18 protein-coding genes, 2 tRNA genes and 1 other RNA gene are annotated in these 21,321 nt (G+C 27.4%); 4 read left to right on the forward strand and 17 right to left on the reverse strand.

Features of this window, described 5'->3' with window-relative positions; genetic code table 11:
• The 14 genes from murB to B5L73_RS05480 all read right to left on the reverse strand — a co-directional run bounded on the left by murB (nt 1) and on the right by B5L73_RS05480 (nt 15,934).
• Nucleotides 1-909 carry a UDP-N-acetylmuramate dehydrogenase gene (gene murB / locus B5L73_RS05415; protein WP_085148961.1) on the reverse strand — a complete coding sequence of 303 codons (909 nt, stop codon included), beginning with the start codon at nt 907-909 and terminating at the stop codon, nt 1-3.
• Nucleotides 909-2,303: a UDP-N-acetylmuramate--L-alanine ligase gene (gene murC, locus B5L73_RS05420; protein WP_085148964.1), complete on the reverse strand. Its 1,395-nt coding sequence runs from the start codon at nt 2,301-2,303 to the stop codon at nt 909-911. The genes murB and murC overlap by 1 nt, the downstream gene beginning before the upstream one ends.
• The gene (locus B5L73_RS05425) at nt 2,293-3,357 is read right to left on the reverse strand and encodes a UDP-N-acetylglucosamine--N-acetylmuramyl-(pentapeptide) pyrophosphoryl-undecaprenol N-acetylglucosamine transferase (RefSeq protein ID WP_085148967.1); all 1,065 of its coding nucleotides are present in this window, start codon (nt 3,355-3,357) and stop codon (nt 2,293-2,295) included. Before B5L73_RS05425 ends, murC begins: the two co-directional genes overlap by 11 nt.
• Nucleotides 3,354-4,481 (reverse strand): FtsW/RodA/SpoVE family cell cycle protein, encoded by a 1,128-nt coding sequence (locus tag B5L73_RS05430; protein ID WP_085148970.1) that lies wholly within the window; start codon nt 4,479-4,481, stop codon nt 3,354-3,356. Before B5L73_RS05430 ends, B5L73_RS05425 begins: the two co-directional genes overlap by 4 nt.
• Nucleotides 4,462-5,772 carry a UDP-N-acetylmuramoyl-L-alanine--D-glutamate ligase gene (gene murD / locus B5L73_RS05435; RefSeq protein ID WP_085148973.1) on the reverse strand — a complete coding sequence of 437 codons (1,311 nt, stop codon included), beginning with the start codon at nt 5,770-5,772 and terminating at the stop codon, nt 4,462-4,464. The genes B5L73_RS05430 and murD overlap by 20 nt, the downstream gene beginning before the upstream one ends.
• Nucleotides 5,772-6,857, reverse strand: a complete 1,086-nt coding sequence (mraY, locus tag B5L73_RS05440; protein WP_085148975.1) for a phospho-N-acetylmuramoyl-pentapeptide-transferase — start codon at nt 6,855-6,857, stop codon at nt 5,772-5,774. Before mraY ends, murD begins: the two co-directional genes overlap by 1 nt.
• The gene (locus tag B5L73_RS05445; RefSeq protein WP_085148978.1) at nt 6,858-9,701 is read right to left on the reverse strand and encodes a UDP-N-acetylmuramoyl-L-alanyl-D-glutamate--2,6-diaminopimelate ligase; all 2,844 of its coding nucleotides are present in this window, start codon (nt 9,699-9,701) and stop codon (nt 6,858-6,860) included.
• A 2-nt stretch (nt 9,702-9,703) separates the two neighbouring features.
• Nucleotides 9,704-11,374, reverse strand: a complete 1,671-nt coding sequence (locus B5L73_RS05450; protein ID WP_085148981.1) for a peptidoglycan D,D-transpeptidase FtsI family protein — start codon at nt 11,372-11,374, stop codon at nt 9,704-9,706.
• Between the two features lie 4 nt (nt 11,375-11,378).
• Nucleotides 11,379-11,690: a hypothetical protein gene (locus B5L73_RS05455; protein ID WP_085148984.1), complete on the reverse strand. Its 312-nt coding sequence runs from the start codon at nt 11,688-11,690 to the stop codon at nt 11,379-11,381.
• On the reverse strand, nt 11,687-12,697 hold the full coding sequence (gene rsmH, locus B5L73_RS05460; protein ID WP_085148987.1) for a 16S rRNA (cytosine(1402)-N(4))-methyltransferase RsmH: 1,011 nt from the start codon (nt 12,695-12,697) through the stop codon (nt 11,687-11,689). Before rsmH ends, B5L73_RS05455 begins: the two co-directional genes overlap by 4 nt.
• 18 nt (nt 12,698-12,715) lie before the next feature.
• Entirely contained in the window at nt 12,716-14,182 is a 1,467-nt protein-coding gene (gene ftsZ, locus B5L73_RS05465; protein WP_085148990.1) for a cell division protein FtsZ, read from the reverse strand.
• A 25-nt stretch (nt 14,183-14,207) separates the two neighbouring features.
• Nucleotides 14,208-14,651 carry a division/cell wall cluster transcriptional repressor MraZ gene (gene mraZ / locus B5L73_RS05470; RefSeq protein ID WP_085148993.1) on the reverse strand — a complete coding sequence of 148 codons (444 nt, stop codon included), beginning with the start codon at nt 14,649-14,651 and terminating at the stop codon, nt 14,208-14,210.
• Between the two features lie 151 nt (nt 14,652-14,802).
• Nucleotides 14,803-15,157: RNase P RNA component class A (gene rnpB / locus B5L73_RS05475), an RNA gene on the reverse strand.
• A 51-nt stretch (nt 15,158-15,208) separates the two neighbouring features.
• Nucleotides 15,209-15,934, reverse strand: coding sequence for an N-acetylmuramoyl-L-alanine amidase (locus B5L73_RS05480; protein WP_085148997.1), 726 nt, complete (start codon nt 15,932-15,934; stop codon nt 15,209-15,211).
• A 65-nt stretch (nt 15,935-15,999) separates the two neighbouring features.
• On the opposite strand from B5L73_RS05480, the gene B5L73_RS05485 reads away from it, so the two are divergent.
• Nucleotides 16,000-16,788, forward strand: coding sequence for an MlaA family lipoprotein (locus B5L73_RS05485; protein ID WP_232309650.1), 789 nt, complete (start codon nt 16,000-16,002; stop codon nt 16,786-16,788).
• A 15-nt stretch (nt 16,789-16,803) separates the two neighbouring features.
• Nucleotides 16,804-17,391: an MlaC/ttg2D family ABC transporter substrate-binding protein gene (locus B5L73_RS05490; protein ID WP_232309651.1), complete on the forward strand. Its 588-nt coding sequence runs from the start codon at nt 16,804-16,806 to the stop codon at nt 17,389-17,391.
• Between the two features lie 19 nt (nt 17,392-17,410).
• Here B5L73_RS05490 and B5L73_RS05495 read toward each other — a convergent pair.
• A tRNA-Ile gene (locus B5L73_RS05495) sits at nt 17,411-17,487 on the reverse strand.
• Nucleotides 17,488-17,646: 159 nt separating this feature from the next.
• On the opposite strand from B5L73_RS05495, the gene B5L73_RS05500 reads away from it, so the two are divergent.
• Nucleotides 17,647-18,387, forward strand: a complete 741-nt coding sequence (locus tag B5L73_RS05500; protein ID WP_085149003.1) for a class I SAM-dependent methyltransferase — start codon at nt 17,647-17,649, stop codon at nt 18,385-18,387.
• A gap of 8 nt (nt 18,388-18,395) precedes the next feature.
• Nucleotides 18,396-19,388, forward strand: a complete 993-nt coding sequence (locus tag B5L73_RS05505; RefSeq protein ID WP_085149006.1) for a hypothetical protein — start codon at nt 18,396-18,398, stop codon at nt 19,386-19,388.
• A gap of 11 nt (nt 19,389-19,399) precedes the next feature.
• Here B5L73_RS05505 and B5L73_RS05510 read toward each other — a convergent pair.
• Together B5L73_RS05510 and rpoD are read right to left on the reverse strand one after the other, a co-directional pair.
• A tRNA-Val gene (locus tag B5L73_RS05510) sits at nt 19,400-19,474 on the reverse strand.
• Between the two features lie 3 nt (nt 19,475-19,477).
• Nucleotides 19,478-21,304 (reverse strand): RNA polymerase sigma factor RpoD, encoded by a 1,827-nt coding sequence (gene rpoD / locus B5L73_RS05515; RefSeq protein WP_085149009.1) that lies wholly within the window; start codon nt 21,302-21,304, stop codon nt 19,478-19,480.
• Between the last annotated feature and the right edge of the window lie 17 nt (nt 21,305-21,321).

Raw genomic sequence — 21,321 nt, forward strand, 5'->3', positions numbered from 1 at the left:
TTATTCCAATATCTTAATTTCTTTATCTAATTTTATACCAGTTTTTTCTAAAACTTTTTTGGAAACAAAATCAATTAATTTTTTCATATCATTAAATGTTGCATTGCCTTTATTTACAAAAAAATTTGAGTGTTTTTCTGATATATGTGCATCACCAAATTTAGTGTCAATAGAAACTGACTCTCTTATCAACTCCCAAACTTTTTTATTCGTTTGATTTATTGGGTTTTTAAAAGTACTTCCACCCGTTTTAATTTTCATTGGCTGATTTTTCTCTTTCAAAGATTTCATTTTTTTAACTTCACTATTTACTTTGCTATAATCACTTTTTACCCCCTTAAAAGAAGCACTTAAAAAAATTAGGTCCTCAGGCAAATCGTTGTTTCTATAATCAAAATTGATTTCATTTGACGGAATAGTTAATAAATTCCCTTTTTTATTAATTGCTTGAATTGAAAGGAGAATATCTTTGAATTCTTTACCAAAACATCCAGCATTCATCTTAATTCCTCCTCCAATTGACCCGGGAATACAGGATAAAAATTCAAACCCACTCAAATGATTCTCAGTTGCAAACTCAGATAAACTTTTATCTAAAACGGCACTACCAGAAATGATTACATCTTCCTTCAATAAAGATATTCGATTAAAATTTTTACTAAGCTTTATTACAACTCCATCAAAAATACTGTCCGAAATTAAAGTGTTAGATCCTGCACCGATAACAAAGATTTTTTCCTTATTATCGAGTAATTTTAAAAACTTGATTAAATCCTTTAAGTTTTCAGCCTTATAAAAAACTTTTGACTTTCCTCCAATGTTAAACCAATTTTTTTTCTTTAAATCTTGATCATAAATTATATTTTTATCAAAATCTTTTAGTAAATTCTTAAGCTGTGGTATTTGCATTACATTAATTCAGGTAATTTTTTCATCCAATTTGAAATTGAGCCGGCACCCATTCCTATGACAATCTTATTTCCATAAATATTTTGCTTAAGAAATTTAGCTAAATCAATATTATTTTTAATCATAAACAGTTTTACTTTAGAATTTTTTATTATTTCTTTTGCAAAATCACTATAATTAAAACCCAATTTTATTTTTTCCCCAGCTGTAAAAATGGGACATAATATAATTGTGTCTGCATCTCTGAAACAATGAGCAAATTCATTTCTTAAATCTTTTAATCTTGAGATTCTATGAGGTTGAAAAATACACACTCTTTCAAACTTATCAAAAACTTTTTTTACTCCCTCTAACACAGATTTTATTTCTGTTGGATGATGGGCATAATCATCATAAAAATCAACACCATTAAATGTAAATATCTTATTAAATCTTCGCTGGACACCTTTGAAGTTCTTCAGACCTTTTTTAATGTTAGATACGGGAATTCCTACAGTAAGAGCAACTGCAATTGCAGCTGTGGAGTTTCTTATATTATGAATACCTAATAATGGGATCTGAAAGTTTTTTAAGATTGTTTTTTTTTTATTTGGTAAATTTATAGATAAATCAAATTTTGAGAAAAGTTTATCTTGAATGATATTTTTAATAAGAAAATTAGCTTTAGACTTCGTTCCATAGGTAAAAAAATTTTTATTTTTTATATCTTTTATTAATTCATTGTTAATTTTATCATCAATACAAATAAAAGATTTTCCAAATGACGGAACTTTTTTTACAAAGTGTAGAAAATGATTTTTTAAATCCTTCATAGATTTATAAAAATCCATGTGTTCTCTATCTATGTTAGTTATAATTGAATATGTAGGAGAAATATGAGTAAAGCTTCCATCTGACTCATCTGCCTCTAATATAGACCAGTCACTCTTGCCTAATTTTGCAGTACTCTTTATTGAATTTATTATGCCTCCATTGATTATTGTAGGATCTAATTTTGTTTTTTCAAAGATAGAACTTACTAAAGATGTCGTTGTTGTTTTGCCATGGGAGCCAACTACAACAATATTTTTCATTAAAGAAACAAGATTTGCTAACATCTTCCCTCTTTTTATTACTGGTAACTTTTTTCTTTTAGCCTCTATTAATTCTGGATTACTTTTTTTAATTGCAGAGGAGGTCACTACAATTGTTACATCTTTTATATTTTGTTTTTTGTGACCAATAAAAATTCTGACACCCTGTTTTTTTAATTTTTCAATATTTTTATTCTTATTAATATCGCTTCCTTGAATTTGAAAACCTTTTGCTTTCATAATCAATGCGAGACCACTCATGCCTATTCCACCAATACCTATAAAATGGATAATCTCTTTTTTAGCTAATTCAATTTTCATTAATAGTTTCCAATATTTTTTGGTTTATATCATTCCATGAGTTTTGGAAATTATGTTTTTCTAAATTATTTTTTTTTTCATCGTACTCAGACTTATTCGTAATTATATAATCTAGAAATTTTTCTAAATTTACGTCATTAAAGTCTTTTTGACTCATAATCCAGCAGCAACCTAAATTTTGATAAAAATTTGCATTTTCAAATTGATGATTGTCTTTTGCTGAAACTAGGGGGATTGTTAGGAATGGTTTATTCATGATTGATAATTCTGCCAAGGTAGATGCACCAGCACGCGTAATACATAAGTCTGATTGATTTATCAAATCTGCCAAATTTTCCTCAAAATCAAAAATGGTATTTTCAATTTTAGCCTCATCATAAATACTTCTTAATTGATCAGTATTACTTTTATGAGTTTGTTGAATGATTTTGATTTTATTTTTTTTCGACAAATTAACGATTACATTTTTTACCACATTGTCAAAAATCTTTGCTCCTTGACTGCCACCAACAACCAAAAGACAGAATGCTTTATTTTCTGTTTTAATTTCTCTTTTTTCATAAAAATTTTTTTTAACTAGTGGAGTTATTATTTGAATTTTATGTTTAAGTTTTTCGGGGAAGTTTTTTAGGCTTTCTGTATAAGTAAAAATTTTTTTACAAAAACCTAAAAAGAATCTGTTTGCTCTACCTAAAACAATATTGGGTTCAAGTAGGTATATCTTTATTCCTAATAATTTTGCACCAAAACAAACAGGTAATGACATATATCCTCCTGTTGAAAAAACGACATTAATCTTATTTTTTTTTAATAATAAAACTGTTTTAATCACCAAATAAATTACTTGGAATATTTTAAATATAAAAAATATATTAAGATTTAATTTAGGAGTATTTATCAAAATAATATCATTTTTTTTACCATCTAGATATTTCAGCCCTCTTGAGTCAGTAGAAATAAAAACATTAAAATTTGAATGCAAATGTTCACTTAGAATTTTTGCTGGCACTACATGTCCCCCTGATCCTCCTGTTGAAATTAATATATTTTTCATTCAGTTATTTTTCTTTTTGTTAAATTCAAAATTATACCAGACATTATAGAAATACTTATAATCGATGAACCCCCATAACTTAAAAATGGTAAAGTCATTCCTGTAGTTGGGAATAATCTAATATTTACTCCTATATGAATCATTGCTTGCATGAGTATTAAGCTAATAGATCCGGTTAGGATTAGTTTGATCTTTTTGTCATTTTCTTTGTAAACTTTTTTCAGAACTGAAAATATTAATACTAGATAGGTTAATAAAATTAACATTATGAAGATTACTCCAAACTCTTCCGAAATTACTGAAATAATGTAATCTGTATGAGCTTCAGGGACTCTGTTTTTTAATGTCCCCTCTCCAATGCCTTTTCCAAAAAAACCTCCACTTATTATAGCTTCTAATGCTTTATCTGATTGAAAGTTATGAGTACCCATTTCAGGATTAAAAAAAGAAAATAATCTATCTTTTATGTATTTAAATTGTGGAAGGTAACTAATGATAGATGCTATCGTGGCTAGAGAGATAAAAAAAACTAAGCTCAAAAAAAATATACTAATACCAGAAATAAAAATCAAAACTAACCAACTAAAACCAATTAAAAGAGTTTGACCAATATCTGGTTGAAGTATCAAAAGACTCGATATCAATATAGTTAACAAAAAAGATAAGAAGTATTTTAAATTAAAATTAGTATATTTTTGAGAGCAAATTATCATACTCATTATCACTATTAAAAAAGGCTTTACAAACTCAATAGGTTGTATTCTTGGCAAGACCAACAAATCAATCCATCTCTTGGAACCCTTAATCTCTACTCCAATTATAGGAACCAGGAATAACAAAACTAATGATAAACAGAAAAATATTAGTGAAATTCTATAAATTTCTTTTTCAGGTATAAAAGATAAAATAAAAATTAAAAAAAAGCCAAAAAAAACAAAAACTGTATGTTTAAAAAAAAAGAAATAAGTATTCGTATCTAATTTATCAGATGCAATTAGGGAAGTTGATACTAATGAGAAGAATAAACCCGTCAAAAATAAAATTAAGATCAATGATAGAATAGGTTTATCAATACTTTTCCACCATTGATAAAAAGAAATATAACTAAATAATTTTTCTTTCATTAATATATCTTTTTATCAACTTATTAAAATATGAACCTCTTTCCTCAAAATTTTTAAAACTATCAAATGATGCAGAGGCTGGACTAAATAAGATTGTATTATTTGAGTTTTTCTTTTTATGAATATTCTTAAAAATTGCTGATACTGCAAGATTTAAATTTTTAAAACTTTTAAGTTCCGCATTTTTCTTTAAATCTTTTGAAAATTTTTTAAAATTTTTACCAAAGACATAAATCTTAATATTTCTAAAATATTTTTTTGATAATGATATTTTGTCATCTTTTTTTGGAATACCACCAATTAACCAATGAATATTCTTATACATTTCTAATAATTCTTTTGAAGAAGAATAACTTGTTGATTTAGAATCATTAATGATGATTAATTTATTTTTGTTATAAATAATTTTCTGCCTATAATTCAATCCTTTGAATTTATTTACGCTTTCTAATAATTTATTTGATTTTACATTAAATTTTTTTATCATTTCTAAAACAAATGAGAGATTTGCTTGATTTGATCTTGATAAAAAATATTTGTTTCTAATTTTTTTCAAAATTAGATTGTTCAATTTTGTATCTACATTTACCAGTTTTAATTTAGGCTTTATTGTTTTAATTCTTTTTTGAATTAAATGATCATTTTTATTTACAAATCCAATTGCTCCTCTTTTTCGATTATTAAAAATTTTAAATTTTGCCTCTATATAATTTTTTAAATTACCATGTCTCTCCAAATGATCTGGCGCAATATTAAGGATAGCGGCAAATTTTGATGAAAAAATTTTACTATATTCTAATTGGTAGGATGAAGCCTCAATAACGAAAATTGTTTTTTTTGAGATCTTATTTATAGATAGTATTGGTGTACCAATATTTCCTGCTAATCTTACATCTTTTTTTTGATCTTTTAAGATATCATATAGAAGTTTGCATGTGGTGGACTTTCCGTTTGTGCCAGTTATTGTTAATGAGACATTTTTATAAAATGAGTAAAAAACATCTAGATCTGTATAGATATTCTTATTTTTTTTTCTAAGTAAATTTTTTAACTTACATTTTTTTATATCAATTCCTGGGCTTAATATAATTATATCAAATTTGGTTTTTAATAATTTTTTAAAATTGAGAGTTTTTTTTTTAATCGACTTATTTATTTTAAGATTTGGGTTATCATCAAATAAATAAACATCATTTTTATTTCTTAAAAAATTGAATGACGAAAGTCCACTTTTTCCTAATCCATAAATTAAAATTTTTTTATTAAAGAAAATTTGTGAATTATCACTCATTATCTTAGTTTTAATGTAGCAAGTCCTATCATTGCTAAAATAATAGAAATTATCCAAAATCTAATTACAACTGTTGATTCAGGCCAACCTTTCTTCTCAAAATGATGATGGATTGGTGCCATTTTAAAAACTCTTTTACCAGTAAGTTTAAATGATATTACTTGCACAATCACTGAAACTGCTTCAAGAACAAATAAACCTCCAGTAATTGCTAAAACTATTTCATGTTTTGTTATTATACCAACTGCTCCTAAAGAGCCACCCAAAGACAAAGATCCAGTGTCTCCCATAAAAATTTTTGCTGGAGGTGCGTTGAACCATAAAAAGCCTAAGCAAGAGCCAATGATTGCTCCACAAAAAATTGAAACTTCCCCAGTTCCCTCTATGTAAGGAATTTGCAAATAATTTGAGAATACAATGTTTCCTGTAACATAACTTATAAATGCAAAACAAGCTGCAACAAGTATAACAGGCACTGTTGCTAACCCATCTAATCCATCAGTGAGATTTACAGCATTCGATGAACCAATAATTACAAATATTGAAAAAGGTATAAAAAACCATCCAAGATTAATGATTAGGTTTTTAAAAAAAGGAAAGTATAGATTTGTTAAATCTTGATAGTCATTAAAGTAAACATAAAAACTAACACCAATTATTGCTAGTATTATTTGAAAAGTTATTTTTAACTTTGATGAGATACCTGAAGAGTTACTATACTTTATTTTTTTATAATCATCGAATGCCCCAAGCAAACCAAAAGAAATTGCGATATATAAACAAAATAAAACATTTAAATTCGATAAATCAGCCCATAATAGTACTGATATTAACAAACCAATCAAAATAATTACTCCACCCATAGTCGGAGTTCCTATTTTCTTAACTATATGATCTTCTGGACCATCATTACGGATAGGATTTAAAATTTTTTGTTTTGAAAAAAGTTTTATAAAAGTTCCTCCAATAATTAAAACAATAATTAATGAAGTAAAAAAAGATAAACCAGTCCTAAATGTAAGATATTTAAATACATTTAAAAAACTAAAACTATCAACAAAATTTAGTAAAAATTGATAAAGCATTTAATTTAAACCCTTCAAATTATTTGCTATACTGTTGAAACCTGTCGCATTTGAGGCTTTAATCATTAAATAATCATTATTATTGAAATCTTTCTTAATTAATTCAAAAATTCCTGATTTATTTTCTAAAATTCTTCCTCTTTTTACTTTCACAATATTATCGAATATTTCTCTTACCATTTTTCCCATAACAAATACTTTATCAATATTTGTCTCGTTTATTATAGGAACTATTGATTGGTGAAGTTTTTTTGAATGTGAACCAAGTTCCATCATATCTCCAAGCAAAAGATATTTACGATATTTTTTTGTATCTATATTGTCATAATTTTTTAAGGCTGATTTTAAAGATAGAGGATTAGAATTATAACTTTCATCAATTAGGTTTATTTTTTTGTTACCTATCTTTATTGTAGAATGATCTCCTCTTCCTGCTGGACTTCTAAAATCTAAGAAAATTTTTTCATTAAGTTTAAGCACATCTTTGTAAATACTTATTACACTTAAAGCGCTTAAAATATTATAAATATTACTTTGAAAATTATTAGAAATTATAAAATATTTAAACTTATCATTAAGTTTAACTTTAATTTTAAATGCATTTTTAACTTTTTTAATATTAAACAATTTAACATTTGCTTTTTTAGTTTTAATCCCAAAAGAAATCACATTAATATTATTATTTTCAGCAATTTTTTTATGTAATTTGAAAAAACTATCATCAGCATTCAAGACAACAAAACCATTGGGTAATATATTTTTAATTATCTCTGCTTTAGCTAAAGCAATTTGTTTGATATTTTTGAAATTTTTTGCATGTGCATAATTTATGTTAGTTATCAAGCCAACATTCGGTTTTATAATATTTGTTAAATTATCTATTTCCCCTTTTTTATCCATACCAACCTCTAAAACTCCAAATTCATCACTATGTTTTAAATTAAGCAAACTTAATGGGACTCCAAATTTATTGTTATATGATTTTGGAGAAATACTAACTCTAGAAATCTTTCTTAACACATTGCCCAATAATTCTTTAAGAGTAGTTTTTCCACAACTTCCTGTAATAGCTATTATGTTTGTATCGATATTTTTTCTAAATATTTTTGAAATTTCAGTCATAAACTTTAATGTATCTCTTACTTTAATTTGATGTCTATTATTGAATTTGCTCAAAATTTTATTTCCTACGACTAATGAAGCTTTATTTTTAAATGCCTCTGCAATGAATTTATTTCCATCATTTTTTTTTCCTTTAATAGCAAAAAAAATATCATTCTTATTTATTTCTTTTGAGTTGATTCTTACTTTATCTAATTTTGTTAAAGAAATTTTATTTTTAATTTTAGATACTTCTTTAATAATATTTATCTTTAAGTTTTTTGATAAGTTTGTATTCTTAAGTTTAATAGAATCTAAAATAATTTTTTTATCTGAAAAGTAAATTTTCTTTTTACCGAAATCTTGTGTTTTCTCATGTCCTTTTCCAGCAACCAACAAAATATCACCTGTATTTAAATTTTTGATTGCTTCAGAGATAGCTTTTTTTCTATCAGGAATTTCTTTTATCAAAGCGTCTTGCATACCTTTTTTAATATCATCTCTGATTTTTTTTGGATCTTCAAATCTAGGATTATCATCAGTTAAATAAATTTCGTTAGAATAATCACATGCAATCTTTCCCATTTTAAATCTTTTATTTTGATCTCTATTTCCACCACAACCAAAAAGCAAAACAATCTTTTTATTTGGAAATTGCTCTTTAAGGTTTGAAAGACATATTCTTAGTGCATCTGGTGTATGTGCATAATCAAGTATTACTTTAGACTTATTTTTAATTTTACCTATTTTTTCAAGTCTTCCGTCTATTGGCTTAAGTTGTGACAAAACATTTAGAATCTTGATTAATCTAATATTACTATTTTTCGCTGCAATAATCGCCATTAAAATATTTTTTAATTGTATTTTTCCAATAAGATTTAAATTTATTTCTCTCGTTAAATTATAGTATCTTATTTTTAATATTTGTTTCTCACCTCTATAACTATGAGATAAAATTTGAAATTGATTTTTGCTATTATTTAAAACATGCAATTTCAATTTTCTAGTAATTGCAATTTTTTTTATTCTTTTAAATTCTGGTAATGTTTCATCTGTTATTACATTTCCTTTCTTTCCTATCAAATTTTCAAATAGGTACTGTTTTGCTTTAAAATATTCTTTAAAATTTTTATGATAATCTAGGTGATCTTGGGATAAATTTGTAAAAATACCTGATGAAAACTTTAAACCATTTAATCTATGTTGACTTAGGCCGTGGCTAGAGGCTTCCATAATTACATTGTTAATTTTTTGAGATTTTAATTTAGATAATATTTGACCTAATCGAATTGGGTCTATTGTTGTATTTGGCAAATTAGATCTAAAATTTTTTGATTTTACACCTAATGTTCCGATTGAGGCGACTTTTATTTTATTTAGATTTAATAATTGAAAGTAAAAATCTGAAACAGATGATTTTCCATTTGTTCCAGTTACAGCAATTAAATTATTTGGTTTATTCTTATAAATTTTAAAAGCAGTTTCTGCTAAAAGTTTTCTAATATTTTTAGTATGAATGAATAAAATATCCTTTTGAAAATTTCGAATTCTTTTCTCGCTAATAATGATTTTAGAACCTTTTTTTATTGCAGTAGAAATAAATTTATTTCCATCAAAATGGTTCCCTTTTATAGCAAAGAAAATATTATCTTTTTTAATATTTTTTGTATTGAAAGAAATTCCTGAGAAAAAGATTTTTTTTTTACTATTATCTATATTGGTAAAATAATTGCCTAATAACATTGTTAATTAACTTCCGTGTATTTTGTGGCTAAAATAGGCCCAATCTTTTCTATAATTTGACCAACAACTTCAACAGAAGTCCAACCTGCAGTATTAAAAGGAGTTCCTTTGTATTTTATTCCAGATCCATCTCTATAATCATAAACATATTCACTATTTGTTTTAGGCTCATCCAACATCACAACTAGGCTATACTTAGGGTTTGAGGCAGGAAAAATGGATGCAAAGGTATTAATTTTTTTTCGAGAATATCCACCTTCTAAAATTTTTTCAGCAGTGCCTGTTTTTCCTGCAACTTCGTAACCCTCTACATTAGCTAATGTTGCGGTTCCTTCCTTTGTGGTTACAATTTTTCTCAATATTGTGACTAGATTTGTTGAAACATTTTCATCTAAAATTCTTTTTCCTCTGGTATATTTTTCTTTTTTTATAAGAGTAGGGTTAACCTTATAACCACCATTAGCGATAGTGGAGTAAGCACTAGTTAATTGTAAAATTGTAGTGGTAATTCCATGTCCGTATGAGGTAGTTGCAAGCTTACATTTTCCCCAATTAAAGGATATTGGTTCACCCATTTCCTCTATATCAAATTTTATTGAGTTAATTAAGTCGAGATCATTTAAAAATTTTTTATATTTTTCAATCCCAATTGCTTGACCGATTCTCACCGAACCTATGTTACCTGATCGGATTAATATTTCTTCAGCAGTTAAATTGGAGGGAATTTTTTTATCGTATTCACTTATTTTATTTTTTCCGCAAGTAATACTTTTTTCTAGATTTTTAAATTGAGTATTTGGCTCTATTATCTTTTCATTTAAGGCTGCTGCTAAAGTAAAAGTTTTAAAAACAGAGCCCAATTCATAAACACCTTTAGTAGCTCTATTAATATAATTCACATCTGTAATATTTTGTCTTTGGTTTGGGTCAAAATCAGGAAGGGAAATAATTGATAGTACTTCGCCGTTATTTATATTCATTAAAATCGAAGCACTTCCTTTGGTTTTAAATATTTTATTAAATTTTACTAGCTCCTCTCTTATTAAAAACTGAATATCTTTATCGACAGTAAGTTTAATAGATTTATCGCTTTTTTTTAAATCTAAATCTAATGATTTCTCTAACCCAGAAATCCCTTGGTTATCATCATCAATTTGTCCAATTATATGACTAAATAAATTTTTTTGAGGGTAAACTCTTGTAAGATTTTCATGTGGTTTTATTGATTTATCACCCAACATCATAATTTTCTCGTAATTTTCTTCTGAAATTTTTTTTTCAAACCAAAAAAATTTATTTTTTGAAATTTTGGAATTAATTAATTCAAAATCTTTATCAGGAAAGATATATTTTAGATTAAGTAACAATTTTTTTTTATCTATCGCTTCAGTTGGATTAATTCCAATATCAATAGAATTAACAGTTTTTGCTAAAAAATGATTGTTTCGGTCTAAAATATTTGCTCTCTGAATTTTATTAAAAGAGCCATAATTCTTTGAAATATTGGAATTCAAATCTCTAGATCCAAGATGAGTAAGATGAATACAATAAATTATAGAAATAAGGAAAAAAATAAAAAAAATAAATGCAATTCTATTAAATCTAATATCAAAATTTTTTTTTTCACTTTTAAATTCAAATTCTTCTTTGTTTTCTTGGAGAATAAACTTCATATCATCATTTTTCGCTATCTATAATTTTGACATCGTTTGTAAGAATTTTTTCTTTTGTGAAGTCAATAATTTCAATTTCATTAATATTCTTTAGGGTTAACTTATCTTCAAAATAAAGATTTTGATAACTAAGTAGTTTTTCTGAGGAGCTTAAATAATCAAATTCAAGTTTTACATTATCTAATTCTAAATTTAAATTGAGTATATTCTCTTTTAAACTAAACAATTCTTCATCAATTTTCTTCGTAGAATTTTTTATAAAAGAGGTGATTACAATAAGTGAAAAAATTAAACTAATAGTTAACATTTTTTTCATAAGTTCAGTCCAAGATTTTCGATTTCTATTAAATCTTTAAATTTTTCCAAGATATCGGTTTTAAAATCATAAAAATTTTCCTTTTTTATTAAGCACCTTAATTTTGCAGACCTAGAAGGAGGGTTTTCTTTTAGTTCTAGACTTGATGGCACTATTGGCTTTTTTTGATGTAAGTTAAATAAGACTTCTTCTTGTATTTCCTCAGGTTGGTATCTAGATACACTTTTATGTTCTGAGAGACTTCTAAAGAAATATTTTACAATTTTATCCTCTAAAGAATGAAAAGTTACAATAACCAAAATACCATCTTTTTTTAAAACTTTAGCTGCTTGGATCATTCCATGAATTAATTCACTTATTTCTTTGTTAACAAAAATTCTTAATGCCTGAAAAACTTTTGTTGCAGAATGAATTTTTTTATTATTTCTTTTTTTTGATTTTTCAATAATTTTTACTAAATGAGGGGTATCTATTTCTTTTAACAATCTGTCTTTAAGAATATTTTTAACGATTAATTTTGCATCTCTTTCATCGCCAAAAGATTTGAAGATTTTAACAAGGCTTTTTCCATCTAATTTATTTATTGCTTCTTTAGCTGAAAATTCATTTAAACCCATCCTCATATCTAATGATCCACTAGAATTAAAAGATAATCCTTTTTTTGGATCTTTAATTTGCGTAAATGAATAACCTAAATCGAATAATACACCTCTGATATTTTCATTTTTGAGTTTTAAATTTCCTAATTTACTAAAATTTAAATTCTTAAAGATAAATCGATCTGGAAATTCTTTTTTAATTTCTTTTGCAACTTTAAAACTTTCTGAATCTCTATCAAAACCAATTACTTTGTTGTCTTTATTCTTAAGAATTTCTCGAGTGTAGCCGCCTTGACCGAAAGTACAATCAATAAATGTGCCACCATATTGAGGGGAAATAATGCTAATAATTTCTTTTAGCAGTACTGGATAATGTTTTGTTTTATCCTGTACTATGGTGGCTTCCATTTATTTTTACGAAGACCATTAATTTTTTTGTCTTCTTAAAAATGCTGGTATCTCTAAATCATCCTCCTGATCATCATTATCCTGAGATAACAAATTTTCTGGGGAAGATGTTTCGTTATGAGAACTAAATAAGTCTGGTGCATCCCTATCTACTCCAAACTCTTTTAAATCATCTTTTATCTCATCTTCTAGAGTTGATTCTCCAACAGCTTCTTGTGTGAAAGAACTTTCCTCATCCTCTTTAGTGTTTTCAACTAAGCTTTCAACTTGTTGATTCTTTAATAGTTCCTCATGATATTGGTCATTGATTTGATTGATATTTTGATTTGCAACAGTCTCACTTAGATTTTCAGTGGTAATTTCATTCTCTAATTTTAGAGCATTGGCCCCACTTGAAATAGGAGCGCTATTTGAAAAATTAAAAGAAGTATTAGATCCTAAATTGGAAAAATCAGAATATCCAGGATTTCTATTTTGTATCCTGTGTACCATATTGATAACTGATTTTGTTTCAGGTTGTTGTCCATCTAAAGCAGTTGCAACAATTGATACTCTTATTTTACCTTCAAGAGATGGGTCGGTTATTGCACCAATAATAACTTCAGCATCAGCCTCTACTTCAGATCTTATTTTGTTAACTACTTCGTCAACTTCAAATAATTTAAGATCTTTACCACCTGTAATATTGACAAGTAATCCCTTAGCACCTTTAAGAGTATAGTCATCAATTAAAGGGTTGCTAATTGCCATCTCTGTAGCTTTCATAGATCTACCTTCTCCTTCGGCTTCTCCTGTACCCATCATGGCCTTACCCATAGATGCCATAACTGTTTCGACATCTGCAAAATCTAAATTGATTATTCCAGGTCTTACCATCAGATCTGTAACACTTTGCACACCATGCATTAAAACATTATTTGATAAATTGAACGACTCCTCAAATGTAGTTTGTTCATTCGCTATCTTAAATAAATTTTGATTGGGAATTACTATTATAGTGTCTACATGTTTTCTTAATTCCTCAAGACCAATTTGAGCTCTTCTCATTCTTGAGGGACCTTCATATAAAAATGGTAGTGTAACTACCCCAACAGTTAAAATATTTAATTCTTTTGCAGCTCTTGCAATAACATGTGCAGCACCAGTTCCTGTTCCACCACCCATTCCAGCGGCTATAAAAACCATATTTGCACCTTGTAAAACATTAATGATATCATTTAAAGACTCATCAGCTGCAGCTTGTCCAATGTCAATTTTTGCACCCGCTCCTAAGCCTTTAGTTAAATTTAAACCAATTTGTATTTTTGATTTTGCTTTACTATGTTTGAGATCTTGTGCATCAGTGTTAACAGCAATGAATTCAACACCTTGCATTCCATTTTCAATCATCTCATTAATAGCATTTCCGCCTGCACCACCAACGCCCATTACTAAAAGTCTAGGTTGTAATTCTTTTATCTCTGGCGTTTTAAAGTTAATTGTCATTTTGTTATCCCCCGTTATTTTTAAGTTAATGCTCCCATTTAAGACCGGCACGATTAAAATTTGCTTTTCTTCTTGCAGTGACCTTAAATTTTTCAAAAATTGTTGGTTCCCATATTTGAAAAGTTTTTCCCTGACCAACAAACACCATGCTATTTTTAATTTTTGCATGTTTTAGTAATTTTGGCGTAAGTGAAATTCTTCCCTCACTGTCAAATTGTAAATTTATGCTTTCTGATAATATTGATGTTGCAAAAAAATCCCTTTTTTCTTCAAATGGATTTAGGGTATCTATTGAATTTGAAATTTTCTCAATTCTATCTTGAGGCCACGCCTCTATTGATTGATTGTTAAATGATGGATAACAAATAACTCCATTATATCCTAAATTAGATAAATAAGATCTAAAGCTCGCCGGCACTGACACCCTTCCTTTTTTGTCTAATTTGTTTTCGTAGGTTGATAAAAACATAAACCATATTTTCCTTTATCCCCTTTATATGGGAATATGTGGGATATTATGGGTTTTCAAGCAAGGTGTCAATAGATACAATTTAGAGTTTAAACAAGCAATTTTAGCTAATTTATTTTATAAATTGTTGATAGTTTAAATATAAGAAGAATTTGCCAGACAAACTATAAGCCGGGTTCTGTCATTTAAACCTATCATTTCTCTAGGTTTGAAATCACTTCCAAACTCAAGCGACTAACCCAGGTGACTAGCCAAGAATTGCTTTTAGTTTTTCAACAGTGTCACCTCTACTTAGTCTTGCTCCCAGTGGGGTTTTCCAGCGTTCATTGTTACCAATAGAACCGGTGTGCTCTTACCACACCTTTTCACCCTTGCCATGTTATGGCGGTTTATTTTCTGTGGCACTATCCCTAGGGTTGCCCCCGCCAGGTATTACCTGGCACTGTATCCTTGCGGAGCCCGGACTTTCCTCTTTAATTAATTAAAGCGATAAGTCGTTTATCTGGCTAAATCAATTTATTACTAAATTAAATTTTTTCAACAATAATTAATTGAAATTATAGCAAGTTTTTACTTAAAATTAGGCATTCTTGATCGGTAATCCCATTAACTAATCCTTGTCTAAATCTACGTTGAAATGCTTTGACTAAAAGTTTTTTTTTATCAATTGAGCTTTTTGATTGAACACTTGTATAACCAATCTTGCGGAGATTCCTAAAAAATTTATTTTCATCTAACAAATTTATTTTTTTAAGTCTGAATTGTTTAAGTTTTTTTTCATCTAATTTATGCCAGTGTGCAAGTTTAAACTTTGCCAGTTCTTTCCATGGAAATTTTTCTCCTGGATCTTTTTTACGATTTGGGGCAATATCTGAATGTCCTAAAATATTCTTACAATTTATTCTGTATCTTTTTGTCAAAAATCTTAAGAGTTTTTTAACTGAACTCATCTGTTTATTAGGAAATTTCTCGTATAAGTTTTCATGACCAGAATTTTGTATTTCAACACCAATTGAGTAACGATTTAGAGATTGAATATTTTTCCAATTTGATTTTCCTGCATGCCAAGCCTCATAAAGGTCTGGTACTAAATTAATTATTTTTCCATCTTTTTTAATAAAGTAATGAGCGCTAACTTTTGACTTATAATCGGTTAATCTATTTAAGGCTGACAGCTCATTTTTCATCCCTGTGTAATGGACAATTATATATTTAATGTTTTTTTTTTGTCTTTTAGGCGTGTTAAAATTTGGAGAATAATTTTGTGTTATTTTAAGCCACATTTAAGCTATAATTTTGATTAATTCCTATTTTATTTTGTTTCTCATTGTAATATACAAGATCAACAATGATTAAGAAAATTATAGTTATAATAATTACAACTTTTACGTTAGTTTCAAATTTGCAAGCTGGTTCAGACGGTGAGTTAATTTTAAAAAAAAATGAACCATCTGAAATAAAAGACTGTTCAGAAACTTTTAATAAAGCTTCTTTCGCACTTAATCAAGGATTAGATAAAATTATTTTTAAACCAGTTGCAAGTGTTTATAGATTAATGCCTTCGCCAGTAAAAACTGGGGTAAGTAATTCATTAAATAACCTTGGTAATTTAGTTACAATCCCCAATAATCTTTTACAGGGAGATTTTGCCTTAGCGGGAATAAATTCTGGAAGATTTGTAATAAATACGACAGTTGGAATTTTAGGTTTGTTTGATGTTGCATCATACCTAGGATTTGAAGAATACACAAAAGAGGATTATGGACAAAGTCTTGCAGTGCACGGGGTAGGACCGGGATGCTATTTAGTGCTGCCAGTATTAGGACCTAGTACTGCTAGAGATACTGTTGCTTCGCTTGCCAATTTTTATGGTGGTGATGCTTGGTATAATGTAACCGTAAGAAATGACACACAATACTTTAGAGATGTAGATTATTATTCATCTAAAGTTACAAGTGGAGTTGATTTTAGGGCTAAAAACTTCGACTCAATTGAAAATCTTGAAAAAAACTCACTTGATTTTTATGCATCTGTAAAAAGTCTTTATCTCCAAGATAGACAACAAAGAATCTTGAATAGTCAAAAAATTATTGAAACTCAAGATGATAGTGATTGGGAAGAAATAGAAACACAATAATTTCATTAGCAAATGATGAAAAAAAAATTGTTAGTATTTTTAATTGTTTATTTTTCAATTATTTCAGTCTCATTTTCAATTGAACCAGACATTTTTGTTCAGTCTACCGTTAACAGGGCTTCAAAATTACTAGGTGAAGATATATCTAAAGATGAAAAAATAGAAAAGCTTAAGTTAATTGCTAAAGAGACAGTTGATATTAAAGGCATTGGTTTTTATACTCTTGGCGCAAAAAGAAAAACTATAAATGAAGAAGAAAAACTTAAATACTCTCAATTATTTGAAGAATATTTTTTAAAAAGTTTTTCTAGTAGACTAGCAGAATACACGAACCCCGAAATTGACGTAACAAATAAAGAAAAAATTAGTGAAAACTACACTATTGTAAACAGTATCCTAAAAGCGACCAAAGAAAGACCTGAAATAAATATTGATTGGAGGATTTATACAAAAGATCCTGATAATCCTCTAATAAGAGATTTAATTATTGAAGGACTGAGTTTGGCTAGAACTCAAAAGGAGGAATTTGCTTCAGTTTTAAGTTCTAATGAAAACAACATCGATGCTTTATTTAAAGTTTTAAAAGAATTTGCAGATAATTAGAGTTTTGGCTAAAATAATTTGGTGGGCCCGCCAGGACTCGAACCTGGGACCAATACATTATGAGTGTACTGCTCTAACCAACTGAGCTACAGGCCCTTAGATAAAACTAGTTTTTATATCATTAAAAAAGTTAATCAAGCTTGAATGTTTATATTTTGTTTTTGATTGTTTTCACACGTAATTTCATTTGTTGGTAAATAATTGATAAGTTTTTATTGAATATAAAGTCTTATTTTTTGGTATATAAAAGGTGTAATGAGTTTCAAAAAAAATTTAAGTTATAAAGCTTTTTCTAAAAGTGAATTTAAAAGTATTAAACATTCAACATACTTTGAAGTTTACGATGAATTATTTTCAAAATATAGAAATAAAAAAATTACGTTTGTTGAAATTGGTATTCTAGGTGGTGGATCTTTATTCATGTGGAGAAATTTTTTTGGTCCCAAAGCAAGGATTATAGGAATTGATTTAAACCCGAGTGCAAAAAAGTGGACAAAGTATGGATTTGAGATTTTTATTGGTGACCAGTCAGATATTAATTTTTGGAAAAAATTTAAAAAAAAAGTTGGGAAAATAGATATAATTTTAGATGATGGAGGACATAGATATATTGATCAGATTACATCAATAGAGTGTATTTTAGACAATATTAAACATAATGGTTTAATTGTTGTAGAGGACACCCATACATCCTATATGGATGGATTTGGAGATAAAAAATATTCTTTTATAAATTATATCAAAAATAATATTGATAAAATTAATCATAAATCCCACAAACTAAAGAATAGAAGTTCCAAAGAAAATATTTGGTCAATAAAAGTTTATGAGTCAATAGTTGCAATATTTGTTAAAAGTAAGCAAAAACAAACTAAATCCGAACCGATCACAAATAATGGAATTGATGATAATGCAAAAGATTTTAGAGTTGAAAAAAATAAACAAACTAAAAGTTTTAGAAAAATTCTCGACAAAATTAAGAATTATTTCAGATAGTTTAAACTATGAAGTTAGTTTTTTTTGCATTTAAACATAGATATAGATATAAGGATTTAAATAACTTTTTACATTCCAGACTTTATGGAAAATATTTTCTTTTAAATCTAGGTGGACCTTTTAAGCATTTAGTAGCAAAAATTTTATTAAATACACACTTAGGTTTTGCTGTTTCTTGTGATGCAAGACCTTTAATAAAAAACAAAAAATCTGGCATTAACTTTTTCATAAGAGGCACAAATCTTAATATTCCAACTAACTTTAGACATCTTGATAATAATTTTGTGAGTATCAAAAATCCATTTATTCAAGAAGAAAATATTTTTCAAATTTATCCGATAAATATCCCAAATTCAAAAATTAATTACGAACCGAAGATTATTTTTATAGGAGGTGCAAACATTGATATAAATGATGAACAAAAAATTCTTTGGGAAAAATGTAAAAAAGAAGTTTTTGATAATTTTACAATTTTAGATAAAAAAAAGTTTTGGAAAAAGTATTTAGGTGAAAATAATATTGAGGATATATTCATTTTTTACAAAAAATTCAAACTTTTACTAAGATATGAGGTTATAAAATATCTAAAAAAAAAATTTGGTAAAAAGTTTATCCTTATTGGAAATGACTGGAAAAATTATTCAATAAACTCTTTACCATCAAATTTTAATCCTAATTATATAAAAAAACTTTACAAAGGTAATATTTGCCTTGATTTTGGATCGGCTGAAGGAAGCTCGTCTCTCTATTCAAGGTCTAATGGAATCATTGAGGCTGGTGGATTAATTTTACAAAGTAAGCAAATTGACTCTACGGATATTTGGGGAAATTTAGAAAACAAGATCACATTTAAAAATTTCAATGATTTAGAAGTTGTAATAAATAAACTATTAAATAATCAGGATTTATCAAACAATATATTATTAGATATTTTTAAAAACTTTGAAAACAGTAAAAATTTAATCGAAAATAGTTTAGATCAAATATTTAGGGATATATAAGTATTTTTATTTGGTGGGCCGTGTTGGTTACGCTCCAACTACCCCTGCAATGTCAATGCAGTACTCTACTATTGAGCTAACGGCCCAAATTAACTTTCTAAGAAACTTTTTAGTTGTTTAGATCTACTTGGGTGCTTAAGCTTTCTAAGAGCTTTAGCCTCAATCTGTCGAATTCTCTCCCTTGTCACAGAAAACTGTAGTCCTACCTCTTCTAAAGTATGATCTGTATTCATCCCAACTCCAAATCTCATCCTTAAAACTCTTTCCTCTCTAGGAGTTAAAGTAGATAATATTTTTGTTGTGGCCTCACCCAAATTTGATTTAATAGCCTGTTCTAAAGGAGCTAATGCTTTTGTATCCTCAATAAAATCACCTAAGCTACTATCTTCTTCATCACCAACTGGTTTTTCTAATGAAACTGGTTCCTTTGAAATTTTTAAAACTTTTCTTACTTTATCTAAGGGCATTCTAAGTTTTTTTGCTAACTCTTCAGGAGTAGCCTCTCTTCCAAATTCACTTAAAATAAGTCTTTGTGTTCTAACTATCTTATTAATGGTCTCAATCATATGAACTGGAATTCTTATTGTTCTGGCCTGATCGGCAATTGACCTTGTTATAGCTTGCCTTATCCACCACGTAGCATATGTTGAAAATTTGTAACCTCTTCGATATTCAAACTTATCAACTGCTTTCATTAATCCAATATTTCCCTCTTGAATCAAATCTAAAAATTGAAGACCCCTGTTGGTATATTTTTTTGCAATTGAAATTACTAATCTTAAATTAGCCTCTACCATTTCTTTCTTAGCAATTCTTGACTCTTTCTCCCCTTTTTGAACTCTACTTACTAATTTTTTAAAGTCAGTTACTGACATTCCTAATTTATGACTAATTTCAATTAACCTTTCTCTAATATTTTTGAATTCCTCTTTGTTTTTATTAAAAAACTGTTTCCATAAAGTATTTGTATCTAAAAACTTTTTTAAGTTAGGATTAATTTCATTACCTATATAAAACTTTATAAATTCATTTCGTGGAATTTTTTGGTCCATTGCGAGTCTTAAAAGATTACCCTCTAAAGAAATGATTTTTTTATTCTCAACATAATGTTTTTGAACAAGTTCTTCTAATACAGACGGTGATAATTGCAAAGATTTAATGTTTTCTAAAATATCATTTACAATTTTTATATAACCTTTTTCTTTTGATGGAGAAAAAGTCTGTGAATTAAGAACACAATCTAATTTCTCTTTTTGATATTTTATAAGTTTACGATACTCTTTTGTTAGTACATGAACCGTTTGTAAAACTTTTGGTTTAATCTCAGATTCCATAGCAGCAAGTGTTGGGTTAAAATCGTCATCATTATCATCATTAGAATTTTCTTCTTTTTCATCTTCTCCAGCATTCTTTTGCTTAGCACTAGGACCTGTATTTTCGTCCTCCATATAATTGGTATCAATATCAATAATTTCTCTGACTAATATTTCATCTTTTTGTAATTTTTCATCCCATTCAAATAATTGTTGTGCAGTAATAGGACTTTGGGATAAAGCAATTAACATTACATCTTTTCCTGCTTCAATCCTTTTAGCAATTGCAATTTCTCCTTCTCTAGATAATAGTTCAACACCACCCATTTCCCTTAAATACATTCTAATTGGGTCATCACTTTTTTCGATTGTTTTACCCTCTTCTTTAGAAGAATTTTCTTTTTTCCTTAGAACTTTAAAATCTGATTTCTTTTCAACTAATACTATTCCTTCATTTAAGATATGAATAAATGCTTGTGATAAATTTTCATCTGATAGATTTCTCTTACCAAGAGATTTGCTTAATTCCTCATGAGTAATAAAACCTCTATGAGTTCCTCGACCCATTAATCTAGCAAATGATTTAGTAATAATTCTTTCCACAACAATTTAAGTTAGAG

Source organism: Candidatus Pelagibacter sp. RS39, from assembly GCF_002101315.1.
Classification (GTDB): domain Bacteria; phylum Pseudomonadota; class Alphaproteobacteria; order Pelagibacterales; family Pelagibacteraceae; genus Pelagibacter.